The organism is Acanthopleuribacter pedis (genome assembly GCF_017377855.1).
GTDB classification, from domain to species: Bacteria; Acidobacteriota; Holophagae; order Acanthopleuribacterales; family Acanthopleuribacteraceae; genus Acanthopleuribacter; species Acanthopleuribacter pedis.
Window position 1 is genome coordinate 1 of the sequence record NZ_JAFREP010000006.1, and the last position, 18,638, is coordinate 18,638.

Sequence of the window (18,638 nt, forward strand, 5' to 3'; positions counted from 1 at the left end):
CTGTTTTATTATTGCTCCTCAGTCGATCATACATCTCCCTGAACAATGATTTTTTGTTCCTAATGGCTGCAAGACTTGCCATGTACAACGTTTTCCGCAGAAAACTGTTGCCGGCTTTCGACATTCGAGCGGCTGGGACATCACATCACGCTATTTTTGGTTTCCGAGATGCGAGGTGCCCCGCTACACATAAGAGGTTTGGCTAAAATCACCGCGACTTATCGCGCTTCTTAGGTTTTAGTCCTCCTGGTATCTAGCTGGGTTGTCGGCTCGGTGGTTCAGTGTTTTTTTGTTCTGAATTAAAGTTTGATGGGGTATGAAAAAAAATAGACACCCTTGTGTTTTTTTTGATAAGTTTGTTTTTGATCAGTCGTGTGGAAAATTTGCCCTTGTCCTGCCCTTGATGAAAAACGCTAGGAGGTTTTTGGATGAGGTGTAAGTCATTGGTAAGTCTTGGTATGTTGTTTTTCTTGGTTGGCCTGCTGATACCACGGCCGGCAGAAGCCCAGATCGTACATTGGACATTGCAACAAAACGAAGCCATTCAGAGGACGAAGTGCAGTTGTTGGTGTGGTGGCAGCGTAACAACCGTTTGCAAGGTTTACTTTTGCTCTCCTTCCTTGTTTACCTCTTGCTATCGTTCTTTTCAAAATGATTGTACCGAGAGTGGGTTTGGTTCGGCCTGCCATGAATTTTACCTTTGGTGTGAGGCGCTCTGTGAACAAGACAGGCATTAAACATGTTGTATCGATGAGCATTTTTTTTGGTGGGTTGGCCTTTTTGGTGATTCAGTGGTCAAACGCTCAGCCCGGAGAACCCCGAAAACAGCCATCGAATCAAATGAACGTGGATGCGCTGTCAGAAGTTCGCTTTTTTGATCAGTTGCTCGATTTTCATACGGCTATTCCTTTGGAACAGAATGACGTGGCGCTATTCGAAAACGCTTCGCTCCTAAAAAGTGTCCCCGATGGTTACTTTCTCACGAATGATAAGGGTGACGAGCTCTACCGTTACCATCTGGATGGAACTTTTGACAAAGTCGTCGCGCGAAAAGGAGAGGGGCCTGGTGAAATAAGCCAATTGAGTTATGCCACGCTGATCTTTGACAATCAGATTGCATTTTGGGATGTATACAGACATAGTATTTTTGTTTTCTCCCTGGATGGCACGCATCGTTTTACTTTAAACTTCCGAACCAAACAGCTTACCGGGTTGAATTGGTTACCTAGTGGAGAGGCCTTTTACTGGAATACCCGTGAGGAAATCATTTTTTCAAACATTCAAGTACGTGACAACGAGGCGGCTCAAAGCGCACGGGTTCAGGTGATTTGGGGGGATGATCACCGTGTTGAACGGTTGGAATTGATTCAGGTCTTAGGCGAGCGGAATCTCGAATATGAACGAAAATTTAGTCGCTCTGGTATTCGGCATTTTGAGAGGGTGGGCCAAGTGGACTGGCTTGGCAGTCCTTACTTTTCATCGATCACGCTGCTTGACTATCATTTAAACCAAGCAAAAGAAATCGCCATTCAAGTTCCAGAGCCGCTTACCATGAAAGACTATGAGGGGCTAACTTTCGATGATCGTCGAAAGATTCATTACTTGATCAACTATAACGGTACTATTCATGGAATTATCCCACACCCGAAATTCGTTTTTGTGAAAGTCGGGTTTCGTGGGTATGTGCCTTTTTCAAGGGATGGCCGACAACTTTTGAAAAGACGCCTTTATACGCGCATTACCCGATACCAGGATTTCAACGGCGAGGCTCTGGTGTATACCTCATCAAAGCAGATGGTAACCAAAATTGAGGAATGGACCCATCAACCTCTATTAAGTGCTGAGGATCGTTTGATCGCGGATGAAGACCATCCCTTCCTTGTCTTGGCGAGTCTTCGCGATCAGCCACGGATGCGCTCCGTAAAAGCCAAGGCTAAAAAACAAGAGTGAGCGGGGTGGCGTGGCAGAAACCAACCCCTTGACCTGCCACGCCGGTTGCTTCGCTCAATTTGGGTTAGAGCGACGCAACGCCCAGCACCGCGCTGTGGTGCCATTTCACGTCCGCGTACACGCGTTCGCCGTTGAAGGCGTAGTCGTGGTACGGGATTTCGACCCGAGGTTCAAAACCCATTTTGCGGTACAGCCTTTGGGAGAACAGGTTGGTCGTGTGACCGACGCAAAATTGGAAGCCTTGCTTTCGGGCCGCGGCGAAGGTCGCCTCGCACAATTGGGCGCTGATCCCGGCGGCGACACCCACGCCTTCAATATCCTTCGACTCCACGTTCAGGAACGCGTGGTACAGCCATTGGCCCTCGGCCACGTCTTCCTCCGCTTTCAGCCGTTCGTCCATCAAGCCGAACAGGTTCAACAACGGGTGGAACAACGGGTCGAGTTCCTGCATGTCGCGGATGGGGTCGCAGTGCGCGTAGTCCTCCGCCAGGGAGACGCCGACGACCCGGTTGCGGGTTTCGTCGACGGCGAAGATTGCGATACCGTTTTCCAGGGCGGCGCCGATCAAGTAGGCCGCGATGGGTTCGAATTCTTCCACTTCCAGGCCGCTACAGGCCATCAGCGGATTGTCTTTTAAGTAGCAGCGGGCCAGGCAGCCGGCCGCGTCGGCCAGCCGTTGTTCGCTACCTTCTTCGATGGCGATGTGACGGATGCGGGCCAGTACTTTGGTTTTTTCGGCGATCAGGGTCATGGTGGCTCCTTACATTATTAAATGGCTGCTATACCAGGGCGCTTTTAGCACCGGCGTTTTCGATCAGGTCCAGCAAACGGCCCAGTTGGGTCAGGCTGGAAGGGTCCAGGTCGCAGAAGTCGATGGACAACTCGAATTCCTGTTCGATGCGGTCGATCAGGTTGAGGAAATCCATGGAGTCGACGAGGCCGGAGTCGATCAGGTCGAAGCTCTCGCCAACTTGGGTTGGGTCAAGATTCAACGCCTGCCAGTTCTCGGGAAACTGGGCGAGAATGAATTGTTGGGCGCGCGTTCTGAGTGTTTTTTTCATGGGACAATCTCCTTTCGATGTCACGGCGATCAATTTTGCCGTTGTTGTTGAGGGGCATGCGGTCGATGAAGTACAAATCCTTGAGGACCATGTACTCGGGTAATTGGGTTTTGCATTGGGCCTTGAGCAGGACGGGGTCAACCTCGGCGGCGGCGGGCAGGACGGCGACCACGGCTTCCTTGCGGCGCTGGTCCAGGGGCCAGGGCACCGCGACCACCGCTTCGCATTGGGCGATGGTTTGGATCGCGTGTTCGATTTCCTGCAACTCGACACGGTGGCCGCGCAGTTTGACCTGATTGTCGAGCCGGCCCAGGTAGTAGAAGCAGCCGTCCTGGTAACGGACGAAATCGCCGGTGCGGTACCAGATGCGGTCGTCGTCGCCGAGACGTACGTACTTTTGGGCGGTTTTGTCGGGATCGTTGAGGTAACCCTTGGTGATCATGGAACCGTGCAAGCAGAGTTCGCCGGTGTCGCCGTCCACCACGTCCTGGTTCTCGTCGATCAGACAAAAGTCCTGGCCGTCGAAGAGTCGGCCCATGGGCACCATGCCGTTGACGCCCTCGCCCACGCGTTCGTCCTGCCAACGGTAGTGCGTGATGGCGATGGTGGCCTCGGTCAAGCCGTAGTAGTTTTCCACGGCGCTGTTGGGACAGGCGGCTTGCCACTTGGCGGCCATGGCCTCGGTCAGCGGTTCACCGGCAAAAACGGAGACCTTGACGTCGGGGAAGGCGCCGGGTTTCAGCATGCGCCGTTTGTCGAGCAGGCTGATGATCGAGGGTACCGAGGTCCAGTGGCTGATGCGTTTTTGTTTGATGAAAAAGCCGGGGAGCATGGTGGCGGCTGCCGGCAGCGCGACCACGCAGGCACCGACGCGCCAGGCCAGGAAGAGGTCGTGTTTGGAAAGGTCGAAGGTGAGCTCGGGGTGTTGGGAGAAACGGGTCGTTTCGTCCACCTCGGTGTGGGCGACCACGTAATCCACGTAAGGGCGCAGGTTGGCGTGGGTGACGGCGACACCTTTCGGGGTTCCGGTACTGCCCGAGGTGAACAGTAGGTATACCGGGGATTCCGGGTGCAGCGAGGGTACGACCGGCGCGACGGTTGACGCGGGCGGCAACACGGCGAAGCGGTGGCGATGGTGCGCGGCCTGGAAGGCGACCAAGCGGCTGTCGTCCTCAAGCCAAACCCGTTGCGAGGGCAGGCCGTCGAGCAAGTCGTCCAACTGGTCGTAAAATTCGCGGCCGACGATCAAGGTGCGGCTGTGCGCCAAATCGATCATGCGGCGGTTGCGCGCCGGCGGGTACTTGAGGTTGAGCGGCAGGTAGCCTTTGCCGGCCAACATCGCGGCCCAAATACCGGCGTAGGCGGTGAGGCTGCGACAGGCGGCAATCGCGATATACGGCGAGGGTTCGGCAAAAACCGAGGCCCAGGCACCGGCGAGGCGGACGAGCTGATTGTAGGTGGTGATCTGGTCGCCGACCTCGACGGCGGGCCGATGCGGGTGGGTCGCGGCGGTGATACACAAGTCGCGTATGATATTTGCGGGTTCCGTCATCGTTTTATCCTTTGTCTTCGGTGGTTCGGGTGGCCGAAACACCGGTTAGTTTTTGTTAAAGGTTTATAAATATTGAGGTTGATGTTTTGAGGCAGATGGGCACAGCGCGGCCGGGCGGGCGAGCGCCCACATTCATCGGTCCTTCGTCTGGTGGGTTTCTTCTACGGTATTTGGGCACAGCGAGGCCGGGCGGGCGAAAGCCCACAATCATCGGTCCTTCGTCTGTCAAGGGTATTCCGCATTCGCTATCCCGCCGGGAAGGGCCGGGGGGACGAAAACAAGTGGGGAGGGGCGGCCACTTGCTATGAGACTTGGATCACGCCGAAACGCGGATGTCCTGGGTTCCGAGTTGTTGGTCCACCGCGTGTTCCAAATGTTGGATGAAACGACGCAATGTTCCGGGTGGATGGGCCACGCTGATGAAGATGCGGTAGTACTCGTGCTGGAGAACGGCGCGGTAGAAGTGGTCACGCACCCATTCGCGGTTCTCGCGGCCGTCGACCGGAATCAAGGTGCGCACCAGGTAGTCCTGGTACTCGTGTTGAAACCGTTCGACCACATCAACAAAATGCGGCAGGTTAAAAGGTTCGGCGGCGTAGGCGGCGACGACGTCGTCGTAACCGATGCCACCCGATCCGTTGCAGTGATCCAGCGAGAAGTGGCCGATGGTGACCCGATCCGCCTGGAGCGCTTGCTCCAGGGTAAACAGGTCGATACGGTCGCGACCCTGCTCGCTCAGTTCGAGCCGTAGGATGGCGTGCATTTCGCCGTTTTCGAAGGGGGGTTTCTCCTCGTTGACGATCAAACGGAAGTTTTGTTGCAGGCGGGGGTTGCGGTTGAAGGCGGCCACGGCGGCGTTGATTTCGCCACGCAGGGATACCGGACCCGTGCTCCCCTCGTGTTCGCCCACCTGGTTGATGCGTTGGGTCAGGCCGTAAAGCATACGGCTTTTCATCGACAACAACGAGGCAATCAGGCGAATGATGTAGCGGATGTCATACCCGGAACGGACGCGTACGGCCTCGCGCAGTTCGTTGTTGTCCAGGTCGTAGGTTTGGTTGTTGACCAAGATCATGCCGCCGCCGGTGCCGGCGTGGCGTTTGGAGTACCACAACACGTCGGTTTTGCGCAGGGTGCGGAAATCTTGGCTGGCGTCGGTCCACAGGTGGTATTGCTGGAAACCGAGCTCGCGGTTGCGTTTGGCGACCAGGTCGCTGATTTTGTTCATGTCCAGGCGTTTGCCGCCGCAGCGCGGTTCGCTGGAGATCAGCAAACAGATGGGACGGGATTTTTGTTGGGTTTCGCTTAATCCGCGATTGAGGGCGGTCCCTTTTTCAAAGAACGCGGCCATCAAGTCTTCTTCGCGGAAGAACAGGTCGGGTAGGTCGACCATATGGCGAAAACGACGTGGCAGGTTGTAGAACATCGGCATGTATTCCAGCGGCGTGCAGATGCAGCGCGCCTCTGGGTAGACTTGCCAAAAGCGCAACACCCATTTTTGGAACGCGGTTAAGGTTCCCTGGGTGTAAAACGCCGAAAGACTGGGTCCAAATACCTGGCGCGCCGTTTCCTCGAACAGCGAGGTCAACACCGAGAACACGGTGCGCCCGGTGTAGGGGGCGGCTTCCATGAACCGGGTCAACTTACGTTCGTAGGCGAGAACGGTGGCGGGCGGTACCGGAAGGCCGGCGCCGTCCAAGTAGAGGTTCTCAATCAGCAGTGGGGTGTTCGCGTCGGTATTCATCGCGGATTCCTCCGGGAGTTTGGTCGCTCCCTTGCTTCGGAGTGGTTGTGCCGTCGTCCGCGGGCTAGCCCGCCGCGCCCTAGGTCGGCGCGGCGGGGTTCCGTGAACGAGGCGAGGTTATCGGACCTCGACGGCGTCGAGGTGGGCGAATTCGCGTTGCAGGTCGTGGCGTTCCAGGATTTCCTGGATGCGCTCACGCCGTTCTTCAGGTTCCACGTGTTTGGTGTCCAGTACTTGGTTTAGCAAGTCCATCACATGGCGCCGTTGCTCCGGCCCCGGATCCTCGTTGCCCACTTCTTCCATGAAGGCACGGATTTGGCGGGTGGGTTCAATGACCCCGTGCTGGTAAGCACTGGGATCGGGGTTGAGATTCGGCGTGCAGGCGATGGCGGTTAAAACTGAACCGAAGAAGTTGGCTTTTCTATTGGCAGACATTCGTTTCCTCCAGATAGCGTCATTGGGAAAAGAACACGCGGTGGGTGGCGGGTTAGCCCACGAGACGATTCTCGCGGGTTGGATCGACGAGGTGGACGGCAAACCCTCCGAGACAGATTTACCGGATCCTAGTCGGGCCCGTTCACACCACGTGGTGTGGCCGGCGCCCGTTGACGATGGGTTGGCAAAAGCCCCCAACCATCGTTGTTGGGGTGTCGACCTCCCGTCGATGTCGTGTCCGGTGGGGCGGCCCCCCACCCAACCGAACCACAACACGTTCGGGATTACGCGTCGAAACCTTTACGGGGTGTAGCCCGTAAGAGGCTGCGACTTATACAGATACAAGAGCAGGGTTGGCAACCAATCCGGTGGCTTTCGCCGCGCGCTCCAGCACGTCCAAGGCGAAGTCGATGTCGTCTTCGCTGTGGCAGGCTGTAATAATCGAACGCAAACGGGGTGAGTTGATCGGAACGGCCGGGTAAATGATCGGCTGCACAAACAGATTGTCCGCCTGGCAGTGTTTCGTCATTTCCAGCGCCTGTTCCGAGGTTTTACAGATAACGGGGACGATCGAGGTTTCGGTCGACCAGGTATTGAGACCGATCCGTTTCAGACCGGCGAGGTAGCGTTGAATGTTGCGCCGCAAGCGGGCAACACGTTCGGGTTCGTTTTCAATTACATTGAAGGCGGCCATCGCCGCCGCGGTTTGCGCGGGCGGCAGGGCGGCCGAGAAGATGAAGGCGCGGGCGTTGTGTTTCATGGCGAAGATCAGCTCTTTGCTGCCCGCCACGTAGCCGCCGACGCTGGGAATGGTTTTGGACAAGGTGCCCATTTTGATGTCGACACAGGAGGGGTCGAGCCCAAAATGTTCCTCGATGCCGTGGCCGCGCTCGCCGAGGACGCCGACGCTGTGGGCCTCGTCGACCATCAGCATGGCGTCGTACTTTTGGCAGAGTCGCACCACCTCGGGCAGGTTGATGATGTCGCCGTCCATGCTGAACACGGCGTCGACGACAACCAACTTGCCGGCGTTCCCCGCTTTCTTGAGGCAGCGTTCCAAATCGACCATGTCGTTGTGACCGAAGATCAGGAAACGTGCCCCGGACTGGCGGCAACCGTCCACGATGGATGCGTGGTTGTACATGTCACCGATCACCACGTCGCCGGGTTTCACCAGGGTGGACACGGTGGTGACGTTGGTGATGTAGCCGCTGGAGAAGACGATGGCCTCCTCAGCGCCTTTGAAACGGGCGATGGTTTTTTCCAATTGGCGGTGCAGCACGTTGGTGCCCGCCAACAGGCGCACGCCGTGGGTGCCGGTGCCGAAACGCTGGATGGCGTCGGCCGCGGCGGCGTTGATTTTGGGATGGCCGATCAGGTTGAGGTAGGAGTAGGAGGAGAGGACCAACATGCGGCGGTCGCCGATTTGGACCCAAGCACCTTCACCTTCCGAGATGACGGGTTCGTAGAAGTAGTTGCCGTCTTTCTTGGATTGGATATCTTCCTGACTCAGTTCAGAAACCCGTTGGCGCATAAAGGCCGATTGCGGTTTGCGGACCTCAATGCGGGGGGCGGGTTCGGGGATCGGTGCCGGCGTCGGCGTCGGTTCAGTGCGCGCGGGCGCGGGTGCCGCAACCGGTTCCGGTGCGAAGCGGGCCGCCAAAACATCGGCGTGGTCTTCGATCAGGAACTCGGCCAAGTCGTCGACGGAGGAGAAGCGGAAGAAGTCGGCGGGATCCAGTTCCAGGTCGGTGCCCGATTCCAGCTTGTTCTTTACTTCCATCACCATCAACGAATTCAGCCCCAACTCCAACAGGTTGCCGGTGCGGTCCAATTGGCCTGGCTGCAAACCCAGGCTTTCGCCAAAAGCTTCAATCAAAAACGCTTCCAGGTTGGTTTGCAGGGAACCGCTACCGACAAGCGCTTGGGTTGGTGTCGCGACGGCGGGTGTGGGTTGAACCTGAACCGGGGCCACGGGTGCCGGTGCGGGCTGAACCTGAACCGGTGCCACGGGTGCCGGCGCCGGGGTGGGTTCGATGTGAACCGGTGCCGGTTGCGCGGCGCGGACCGGCGCGGCCCAGCGTTGCTGTACCAAGTCGGAGTACTCGGCTTTGAGGAAGTCGGCAAACTCGCTGACGGTATCGTGGCGGAAGAAGTCGGCCGGTTCCAGCACGATGTCGTCGGTATCGAGTTTGTTTTTCACTTCCATCACCATCAGTGAGTTCAGACCCATTTCCAGCAGGTTGGAATCCTCATTCATTTGGGCCGGGGTGACCCCGAGGCTTTCGGCGAACAGTGCGACCAGATCGGTGATCAGCGCGGCATCCTGCGCGGGCAAGAGTTCGGCTGTTTCCCCTGGTGCTTCCCAAATCGAAGACACGGTCGGTGCTTCAACGGGTTCGGGTTGCGCAACAGGGGTCGGGGCCGGTTGCACCACGGGTTGCGGTGCCGTTTGGACCGGTCCTTGGCGAACCGGTTGGACCGCTTCCTGAGGAAGCGTTTGGACCGGTTCCTGAGGAAGCGTTTGGACCGCTTCCTGAGGAAGCGTTTGGACCGGTTCCTGCGCGATCATGGGTTCGGGTTGGCTGTTGTCCTCGGCGGTGGCGCGGAACAAGGCCCAGTGCGGTTGTGGTGCGGCCAAGGCGGCGGCGATCAACGCCATGCCTTGTTTCGGCTGGATATCCACAAACGCCTTGGTTCCACTGCCGCCTTTGTTGCGGTCCGCCAGCATGCCGACCTCGCCCCAAGGACCCCAGTTGAGGGCCATGACGCGGCGGTTGCGTGACCAAGCGCCGGCGGCGAAGCTGTCGAGGTAGGCGTTGGCGGCGGCGTAATCGGCTTGACCGAGGTTGCCGAGCAACGAGGACAGGGACGAGAACAATAGGAAGAAGTCCAGGTCTAATTCGGCCGTGGCCTGATCCAACAGCCAGGTGCCCTGCACTTTGGCGCTGAGCACCGCGAGGAAATCTTCCACCGATTTGCCGCGAATCAAACCATCGCGCAACACACCGGCGGCGTGCACAATGCCGTTGATTTCGCCCACCTTGCGGTAGACCTGATCAACCAGCGCTTTGACCGCGTCGGCGTTGGTAATATCCGCGCTCATGGGCAACACGGTGATGCCGCGGCCGCGTAAGCGGTTGATGACGGCGACGGCCTGTTTGTGTTTGTGATCGGGTTCCAGTTCCGACCATTGTTGCTCCGGTGGCAAGGGTGAACGTCCAACCAAAACCAAGGTGCGCGCGCCTTGATCGGCGAGCCACGATGCGGTGGTCAGGCCGAGCCCACCCAAACCGCCGGTAACCAGGTAGGTCCCGCCGACACGGACGTTCCAAGCGTGACCGCCCTCGGCGGACGGTTGTACGCGGGTCAGTTGCGGTGCGAAACGACGATCTTTGCGCCAGGCGATTTCGTCGGATTCGGTGACGGCCGGTTCCCGCAGCAGTGTTGCCGCGGTTTGCTCTGCCGACCAGTCTCCTGGCAAATCCAAGGCGCGGATGTTTAGTTTGCGGTACTCCTGGCGCGCGACGCGGGCCAAGCCCCAGGCGGTGGCGGCCTCGGGGAACACTACCTCGCCGGCTTCCACGGCAATCGCCTGCTGCGTCACCAGCGTCAGTTCTACCGGTTTCTTGGCGCGGGATCCGAGGGTGCGCAACAGGTTCAAGAACCCGCAACCGCCGTCCTCAATGCGCAACTCCAAGTCGCTGAGGCGGCGTACCTCACCGTCGGCCGCGTAGCAGGTCCACAGGTAAAACGCCCGTTGAACCGGCCCACTTTCCCACACATTCTCCAACAGTTGGTTGAACTGCTGGTCGTCGACGGGATCCACCATGAAGCGGTTCGCGTCGAAGCGACGGAAGCGGCGGCCGGGTTCGACCTCGATCACCTCGGCACCTTGCTGTCGCAGTGACGCGGCCAACTGCCGACCCAAACCTTGAGCATCGCAAAAAACAATCGTCCGGTCCGCGGGGTTGGTTGAGACGGATGACGGCGATTGGGGAGCCCAACGCATTTGGTGGAAGAAGGGACCGAGTTCACTGGGGATCAGCGCGGTGTCGGCGACGGGGGCCGTGGCGGCGTTTTCGGTTTGACCGGGGGCGGCGGCGCGTTTCAGGACCAGCCCGCTACAGGCCAGCATGGTTTGACCCTGTTGCCCAACCAATTTCAAATCGGCCTGGAGCAGGGAACCGTCGGCGCCTTCGCGGCGATACTTTTCCAACAGGCTGTAAACGGAACCGGCAACGGGTGCGTTCACCTTCAGTTCTTTAATAAAGAACGGCAGGAAAGGCGCGCTGTCGCGATCCACGTCGCCGTTGCTTTCGGCAAACATGCCCAGCGATTGGAAGGCACCGTCGAGCAAGGTGGGTTCGACGAGGAAGGGTGAGGGGGCACCTGCTTCCATGCCGGAGGGAACCAACATCGCCAGCGCCGTGTCGCCGCTGCTTTGGTATTCCAAGCGGCAGACGGTGCGGAAGCGCGGACCGTAGCTGATGCCGGCGTTGTCGTACCACTGTTGGATGCGGCGTGAAGGGACGCGGTGTTCCTGTGCGTCACAGAGTTCGGCCATGTTGATGTACACCGGCATCTGTGGTTGGGCCGGGGACAAGGTCCCGGAACACAAGGTTTGGGTTTCGTCGCCCTGTTGGTGTTCCAGCAGAAACACCAAGCCGCGTTCACGGGGTTCCAACACCAGCGCGACTTCTTCGCTCTCGCCGGGTTGAACCACGAGCGGGGCGCTGAAGGTCACGTTGCGCAGGGACAACAGGTGCGATTGGAAGAAGGCTTGGCCGGCGGCCAGAATCATTTCGAGCTGAACGGCGGCGGGCAGGATGCCGGCCCCGCTCACGGTGTGTTCGGCCAGCAAATACTCGCGGTCGAAGTGAAACCGTTTGCGGAACACTTTGGGGGTCGTTTGCTTATGCATGATCGCCTCGTTAATACAATTGTTGGTGGCGGCGGGGACGGCTGAACGATGTTTCCCGGGTAACGAAATCACTTATAAGTGCGGCTTCGTTAAAACATCGCGGCGTGAGCTCGAACCGACCCCGCGTGCCCGCAATTTCGTGAGAAATGCGGGCAGCGTGCCGAAGAACAGTAAGGACGTGAATGGTTAATCCCAGCTATCGAAGAGCGGATGGCGGAGCCGGGAGTTTTTGGACGAAACCTTTGGCGTGGGGGAAGTTCCGTCCGGTTGCGGTTGGGTCGCGGGTTGAACCGCGCTGGGAACGGCGACGGCGGTCGCCGCGGGGTTTTCGGGGACGAACCGGGTGCCGGCGCGTCCGGTGGTTGAGGTGGCCGCGTCCATCGGGGCGGCGGGTTCCTCATCCGGGACGCTGTCGATCCAGTGTCGTTCCTGTTGAAAGGGATAGCTGGGGAGGTCGACGCGGGTGCGTTGTTCCTCCACGGCGTGGAAATCGATGGGGACACCGAGGGTGAAGCATTGGGCCAACGCCTCGTTGAGGATGTTCCAGTCGGGGCTGTTGCGCTGGAGCGAGGCGACGGCCACACCTTTGTAGCCGGCGGCTTTGGCCAAGCGGGCGAGGGTGGGTTGCGGGCCGACCTCCAGCAGCAGGTCGTATTCGGCCAAACGCTGGACACCGTCGTTGAAGCAAACCGCGCCGCGCAAATGGTCGCGCCAGTAGCGCGCCGTGGGTGCGCCCTGGTGGAAATCGCCGGTGAGGTTGGCGATCAGCGGGATTTGCGGGGCGTTGTAGGTCATGCCGGCGGCGTACTGCTCGAATGCGTCGAGGATGGGATCCATTAGCGGTGAGTGGAAGGCGTGGGAGACGCGCAGCGGGGTGATGCGCATCCCTTGTTCGCTGAGTTGTTCGCTCAAACGGGTCAGCGCTTCCTTGTCGCCGGAGATCACCGTGGCGCGGGGTGCGTTGCGGGCCGCCACAGCCAGGGTAGGTTCCTTGGCCAGGTAGGGGGCGATGTCGCTTTCCGCCGCCGCCACCGCCAGCATGGCGCCGACCCCGGTGGGCAGGGATTGCATCAAGCGACCCCGTTCCGCGATCAAATTCAGCCCGCTTTCCAGGTCAAAGACCCCGGCGAAACAGGCCGCCGCGTATTCGCCGACACTGTGGCCGAGCAAGGCCTTGGGTTGCACGCCCCAGTGTGACCACAACCGGGCCAGCGACCAAGAGACGGCGAAGAGGGCGGGTTGCGCGTTGGCGGTTTGGTTGATGTCGGCGGCGTCGCCGAAGAGCAAATCAAGCAGATCGAGATCCCGTTGCTTCAAGATCTGAGCGCAGCGGTCGATGTCGGCGCGGAAGCCGTGATCGCTTTGGTAGAGTTCGCGGGCCATGCCGCGGTACTGGGCGCCCTGGCCGGTGAACAGCATCGCGGTTTTCAGCTTGCGTGCGCTTTTGGCCTTGCCGCGCAAAACCTTTTTGCCGGTTTGATTCAGCGCGTGGCTCAGGCTTTCTCGGTCTTCCGCCACCACCGCCAGGCGATGGTCGAAGGCGCGCAATCCCGTGTTGGCGCTGTAGCAAAGGTCGGCCAGACCCACCTCGCGGGCCCGTTCGGCGTAGCGTGCTGCCAGCGTGTCCAGCGTGTCGCTGTCCCGTGCCGAAAGCGTCAACACGTGGCTGGGACGCGGCGCCGCCTCAACGCGGGCGGGGCGGGGGGCTTCCTCGACGATCAGGTGGGCGTTGACACCCAGCATGCCGAAGGAGCTCAGGCCGGCGCGTAGCTTACCGGCTGGCAGGCTGCGCAGGGTGCGGTTGACCTCGAACCCGTCCAGTTGCAGGGCGGGGTTGAGTTCTTCCACGTGTAGGCCGGCGGGCAAGGTGCGGTGTTTCATGGAGAGCAGCACCTTGTGCAACCCGGCGATGCCGGCGGCGGATTCCAGGTGGCCGATTTGGCTTTTCAGGCTGCCGAGCAAGACGCCCTGGCTGTCCTTGCCGTAAACCCGACCCAAACCTTTGACCTCGATGGGATCACCGAGCGAGGTGCCGGTTCCGTGGGTTTCGATGAAGGTCACGTCGGCGGGTTGAATGCCGGCGCGTTGCATGGCGGTGGTGACCACCTCGCTTTGGGCCTCGGGGTTGGGCGCTGTTAGGCGGTTGGCGCGCCCGCCGTGGTTGACGGCGCTGCCTTTGATCACCCCGTGGATGCGGTCCCCGTCGGCCAGCGCTTGTTTCAGTGGCTTCAGCAGCACGGCGCCCACGCCCTCGCCCGGCACATAGCCGTCGGCTTTGGCGTCGAAGGTGCGGCAGCGACCGGTTGGCGACAAGGCGCGTTGGTTGCTCATGGTGATGTAGTACTCGGGCGAGAGGGCCGCGTGCACGCCGCCGACCAGGGCTTGGCTGCACTCGCCTTTTTCCAGGGCGTTGATGGCGAGGTGGATGGCGACCAGGGACGAGGAGCACAGGGTGTTCACCGTCAGGCTGGGCCCACGCCAGTTCATGAAAAACGAGAACTGGTTGGCAATCGAGGTTTCCAGGCTGATGCCGCGGCTGCCGTTGTTGCGACCGCGGATGCGCTGCTCGTAGTAGTGGTCGTGGCTGTAGCCGACCCACAGGCCGGTGTCGCTGTTGGTACGCGCCGCATAACCGGCGTTTTCCAGCGTTTCCCAGGCGACTTGGAAGAAGATGCGCGCCTGGGGATCGTAGCTCGCGGCCTCGCGGGGGCTGATACCGAAGAACAAGGGATCGAAGCGGTCGATGTTCTTGAGGAAGGCACCCCATCGGCTGTAGGACTTGTCTGATTTGCCGGGTTCGGGATCAAAAATGGTGCGCCAATCCCAGCGTTCGGCGGGGATTTCGCCGACGGCGTCGACCCCGTTGCGCAACAGTTCCCAGAAGGCGTCGAGGTCGTCGCTTTGCGGATAGCGGCCGGCCATGCCGATCACGGCCACCTCAAAAGCACCTTGCGGTTCACCGCTTTCAACGGACCGTGCCGGTTCGGCCGTGGTGACCGTGATGGGCGTGGCTTCACCTTTGACCGGTGCCGGGGCGGGCGTTTCAGCCACAACCGGGGTTTGCACGACGGGCGCCTTGGGAGCCACCCCTGCAACCGGCTTAGACGGTTGAGGGGCCGGCGACTTTGGGCGGCTTGCCGCCTCCCGCGTCGCCTGGGCTTGGATCAGCGCTTGACAGGCTTCCGGGAAATCTTCCTGCATGTAATCGGTGAACTCCAGCGGGGTTTGGTACTCAAAGAACACGGTTGGGTAGAGTTTGATATCGGCTTCTTTCTCTACTTTTTGGGTCAGGGTCACCAACATCGTCGAGTCCATGCCGAGCGAGAGGAACTCGGTTTCGGCGCCGTCCTCGTCCAGTTCGATTTCCATCAAGCCGGACAGCCAGGTCAGCAAGACCTCTTGGGGATCGCGCCGCGGTGGCGCCGCTTCAACCACCGCTACTTCCGGTTCCGGGTTGGCCGCGGCGGCATCCTCGTAGGCCACGGTTTCGGTGGCCGGCCCCGCGAAGGCGGTCAGCGGGACCTTTTTGGAAACAATGTCCTCGATGACCACGCAGACCCGGCCCTCGTGGTCGAGAATGGTTTGGGTGCAGCGGCTCATTTCCCCGTTCCAGACGTGGATTTTGCTCTGGGCGTAGGCGGCGGCCGGAATGGCCTCGTAGACCCGAACCGAACCCAGGAAGATGGGAATGAAGGGTTGGCCGCCGGAGCGAACCACGCTGCCGTTGCCGGAACCGAAGGCGGCGATGGTGGTGCTGTCCAACATGCCGGGATCCAGTTTGAGTTCGCGTGCCATGGCGGGTGTGCGTTCGGCGCGTTTCAGCTCGGCGAAGGTTTCGTAGTCGTTAAGGGAGCTCATCCAATGGATGTTCTGGAAGAAGGGACCGTGGGTGTAACCCAGTTCGCGCAGGACGCGGTAGACCTCGTCGCCGTAAGTGCGCTCGGTGCAGCGTTGTGCCCAATCGGCCACGGGTTGGTTGGGCACCGTGGGCAGCGAGTCGAAGGAGATGCGTCCGCGCAGCAGCACTTTTTCGGCCGCGCCTTCGCTGACCACCTCGTGGACCTCGAAATGGCTGTTGGGGTCGACAATGCCGGTCACCCGTTTGGTTTCGCCGGGGTCGATGCGCAGCGGTTGCAAGAAGGTGACGTCGCCGAAACCGGTGACCCGCAGTTGCGTTGCCGATTCCACCGCGGCGCGCACGATTTCCAGCCAGGCCATACCGGGCAACATGGAGGAACCGAGCACGAGGTGGTCGCGGAAGTAGACGTCGGCCATGCTGTAGGCGCATTCGAAGGTGATGCGGCGCTGCTCGTCCATGGTGACCTTGGTCAGCATGGGATGGTCCTCGGCGTTGGTGGTGGAACTCGCCTTGGTGGTGTCGGCCTCGACGACGGGCGGCGCCGCGACCACGGGTTCGGGTTTAACCGGCGCCGGTGCCTCGACCACGGGTTCGGCGGGTGGCGCGAGCGCTGGGCCGGCGTGCAGGGGTTCGGGAACCTTCAGGGTCTTGCGTTGGTAGCCGATTGAAGGGATCGGCACGCGGCGAAATCCAGGTTGCACGACCTTGCTCCAGTCGATGGCGGCACCGCTGACGTAAAGGGCGCCCAGCAACTTATGCAAGCCAACCAGTGGTGCGCCTTGCTTCACCAACAGGGGCAAGATCTGCGTGTGCATGCGGTGGGGCACGGGTACGGGACCCAGGTACAAGGTGCTGTCGGCCTCAATGCTGTCGAGCGGGGCCTCTTCCAGGTGCAGTGGTTGGCGCACGATCTCTTTGAACACCGCGGCTACGTCGGCGCGGGGTTTGGCGGCGGCCGCGAGTTTTTGGTGGAACAGGTCGTTTTTGGGGAGTTTGGGCTGCAAACCCCAGCCGCGCAGCAGGCGCAAGCAGGCCAGACCCAGGCAGAACAAAACCATGTCCTCGCGGGCGTTGGCGGTGATTGGGCCGTCTTTGCACAGCGCCGCTTCAATGGCTTCGCCTTGGAGCGGCGGCAAGTGGCGACACACCGTTTGCAGGTGGCCGGTCAATTCGGGAACGGCCGCGAAGGTTTGGCGCAAGGTTTCCCGTTTGTTCTTGAACACGCGGGGATCCACCACAAAGGCGACCTTGGGACGCCCCGCCTCGCCGCTGTAAAGCGCGCCGCTGTCGGCGCGGTGTGGGGCCGCGCCTTGCAGAAACCCGCGCAGGTCACTTATCGCTTGCTGGCGGTTGGGCACCACCAGGGCCAAACGATGCTGTTCGTGTTTGCGGCCCGCTTGACTGGTGGCGGCGAGGTCGTGAATGGCCGCGCTGGTGGGATCCTCGAGCAGGGTGATCCATTGGTTGACCAGGTCGATCAAACCCGCCCGGTTTGGCGCGGACAAGGTCAACAAGGCGCTGGGCAAGCTGTTCACCGCGGGGCGGTTGTCGGCGGGCGCTTCTTCCAGGCAGAGGTGGACGTTGGTGCCGCCGAACCCGAAAGAACTGATGCCCGCGCGGCGCGGTTGGTTGCTCTGGCTCCAAGGACGGCGCTGCAGGTTGGGGTAGAAGGGCGATTCGTGGAAGGCGAAACGCGGGTTGGGATCCTCGCAGTTCAGCGTGGGCACCAGCGTTTTGTTGCGCAGCGACATCACCGTTTTCAAGAAACCCGCGATACCCGAGGCCGAGTGCAGGTGGCCGATGTTGGTTTTGACAGAGCCGATGGCGCAGTAACCACTGCGTTTGGTGCGGCGGCGGAAGACCTCGGACAAGGCCTTGACCTCGATGGGATCGCCGATGGTGGTGCCGGTCCCGTGGGCCTCAATCAGGCCGACGCTTTCGGGATCGATGCCGTTCTCACCGTAGATGCGGTCGAGCAGGGCGATTTGGGCGTCCATATCGGGGGTGGTGATGCCCATGGTGTGGCCGTCGTTGTTGACCGCGGCGGCACGGATGGTGGCGTAAATGGTGTCGCCGTCGCGTTGGGCGGCGGACAGCGGCTTGAGCAAGGCGGCGCCCGCGCCTTCGCCGGGGACGTAGCCGTTGGCGCGGCGGTCGAAGGTCCAGCAGCGGCCGTCGGGGGAAAGCGCGCGGGTTTTGCTGAGCATGACGTAGGTCAACGGGTCGATCAGCAGGTCGACGCCGCCGGCCAAGGCCATCTCGCATTCGCCCAGGCGCAGGGCGGCGCAGGCTTGGTAAAGCGCGGTCAAAGAGGAAGAACAAGCAGTGTCGGTGACCAGCGCCGGGCCGTGCAGGTTAAAGCGGTCGGCGACCCAGGCGGCCATGAAATTCTGGCTGCGGCCGAGCAATGAGGCGCGGTTGATCGGCACGTTTTGCGGACCCTCGGCTTCGCGCAGGGAACGGAAATAATCGCGGCCGTAGTCGTTCATGCGCCCGCCGATGAAAATACCGGTGTCGCGGCGGGTGTCGCAATCGGCGCCGTAGCCGGCGTGGTCCAAGGTTTCGCGGGCGACTTCCATCATCAGCCGTTGCTGTGGGTCCAAAACCGCCGCTTCCTCTTCGGTCAGGCCGAACATGGCCGCGTCGAAATCGTAAATCTCATTCAGGAACGCACCCCAGCGTGCATAACCCAATCCCGGCGCGCTGTTGTTTTCACTGAAATAGGTGGATTCGGGCCAGCGGCTTTCCGGTACCTTGGTCACCGCTTGGTGCCCGTTGTTCAGGTTTTCCCAAAACGCGCGGGCGTTGGGCGCGTCGGGCAGACGACAGGCCAAACCAACCACGGCGATGGGTTCTTCAAAAACGGCGCCGGGTGTCGCTGAAGCGGGGGCGGGTTCCGCTTTGGCGCCGGATGCTTGGGCTGCTTTTGTCGCCGCCAAGAGGACCACGGCGGCACGCTCTGACAACTCGTTTTGCTGAAAGAGTTCTAATATTTTGCGATGCATACTCATTGGGGACTCCCACGAAAAATCATTTGGACTCGGTTGCGGTGCGCCGTGGCGCGGGGTTCATCGACATAAGAAGGACGGTGTTTGGTGGAGCGCCGCCCCCGG

The 18,638-nt window shown here is 60.5% G+C and carries 9 protein-coding genes; 1 reads left to right on the forward strand and 8 read right to left on the reverse strand.

What is annotated here, in order from left to right; genetic code table 11:
• On the reverse strand, positions 1-124 hold a 124-nt coding region (locus J3U88_RS35270), incomplete at its 3' end, for a transposase (protein ID WP_207858328.1).
• Between the two features lie 593 nt (positions 125-717).
• On the opposite strand from J3U88_RS35270, the gene J3U88_RS08305 reads away from it, so the two are divergent.
• Positions 718-1,950 (forward strand): 6-bladed beta-propeller, encoded by a 1,233-nt coding sequence (locus J3U88_RS08305; protein ID WP_207858230.1) that lies wholly within the window; start codon positions 718-720, stop codon positions 1,948-1,950.
• A gap of 64 nt (positions 1,951-2,014) precedes the next feature.
• On the opposite strand, the gene J3U88_RS08310 is transcribed toward J3U88_RS08305, so the two are convergent.
• The 7 genes from J3U88_RS08310 to J3U88_RS08340 all read right to left on the reverse strand — a co-directional run bounded on the left by J3U88_RS08310 (position 2,015) and on the right by J3U88_RS08340 (position 18,536).
• The gene (locus J3U88_RS08310; RefSeq protein WP_207858231.1) at positions 2,015-2,701 is read right to left on the reverse strand and encodes a GNAT family N-acetyltransferase; all 687 of its coding nucleotides are present in this window, start codon (positions 2,699-2,701) and stop codon (positions 2,015-2,017) included.
• A 28-nt stretch (positions 2,702-2,729) separates the two neighbouring features.
• Positions 2,730-3,011, reverse strand: a complete 282-nt coding sequence (locus J3U88_RS08315; RefSeq protein WP_207858234.1) for an acyl carrier protein — start codon at positions 3,009-3,011, stop codon at positions 2,730-2,732.
• A complete protein-coding gene (locus J3U88_RS08320) occupies positions 2,932-4,563 on the reverse strand; it encodes an AMP-binding protein (protein ID WP_207858236.1) in 1,632 nt (543 codons plus the stop codon). The genes J3U88_RS08315 and J3U88_RS08320 overlap by 80 nt, the downstream gene beginning before the upstream one ends.
• 316 nt (positions 4,564-4,879) lie before the next feature.
• A complete protein-coding gene (locus J3U88_RS08325) occupies positions 4,880-6,307 on the reverse strand; it encodes a hypothetical protein (protein WP_207858238.1) in 1,428 nt (475 codons plus the stop codon).
• 117 nt (positions 6,308-6,424) lie between these two features.
• Positions 6,425-6,742 (reverse strand): hypothetical protein, encoded by a 318-nt coding sequence (locus tag J3U88_RS08330; protein ID WP_207858239.1) that lies wholly within the window; start codon positions 6,740-6,742, stop codon positions 6,425-6,427.
• Positions 6,743-7,073: 331 nt separating this feature from the next.
• Positions 7,074-11,666, reverse strand: coding sequence for an aminotransferase class I/II-fold pyridoxal phosphate-dependent enzyme (locus J3U88_RS08335; RefSeq protein ID WP_207858240.1), 4,593 nt, complete (start codon positions 11,664-11,666; stop codon positions 7,074-7,076).
• A 186-nt stretch (positions 11,667-11,852) separates the two neighbouring features.
• Entirely contained in the window at positions 11,853-18,536 is a 6,684-nt protein-coding gene (locus tag J3U88_RS08340; protein ID WP_207858241.1) for a type I polyketide synthase, read from the reverse strand.
• Positions 18,537-18,638: the final 102 nt, after the last annotated feature.

What these genes read in the sequence shown, in the direction of transcription:
- J3U88_RS08310 (WP_207858231.1), bottom strand. Translation starts at nt 2,701, where the DNA reads ATGACCCTGATCGCCGAAAAAACCAAAGTACTGGCCCGCATCCGTCAC.
- J3U88_RS08315 (WP_207858234.1), bottom strand. Translation starts at nt 3,011, where the DNA reads ATGAAAAAAACACTCAGAACGCGCGCCCAACAATTCATTCTCGCCCAG.
- J3U88_RS08320 (WP_207858236.1), bottom strand. Translation starts at nt 4,563, where the DNA reads ATGACGGAACCCGCAAATATCATACGCGACTTGTGTATCACCGCCGCG.
- J3U88_RS08325 (WP_207858238.1), bottom strand. Translation starts at nt 6,307, where the DNA reads ATGAATACCGACGCGAACACCCCACTGCTGATTGAGAACCTCTACTTG.
- J3U88_RS08330 (WP_207858239.1), bottom strand. Translation starts at nt 6,742, where the DNA reads ATGTCTGCCAATAGAAAAGCCAACTTCTTCGGTTCAGTTTTAACCGCC.
- J3U88_RS08335 (WP_207858240.1), bottom strand. Translation starts at nt 11,666, where the DNA reads ATGCATAAGCAAACGACCCCCAAAGTGTTCCGCAAACGGTTTCACTTC.
- J3U88_RS08340 (WP_207858241.1), bottom strand. Translation starts at nt 18,536, where the DNA reads ATGAGTATGCATCGCAAAATATTAGAACTCTTTCAGCAAAACGAGTTG.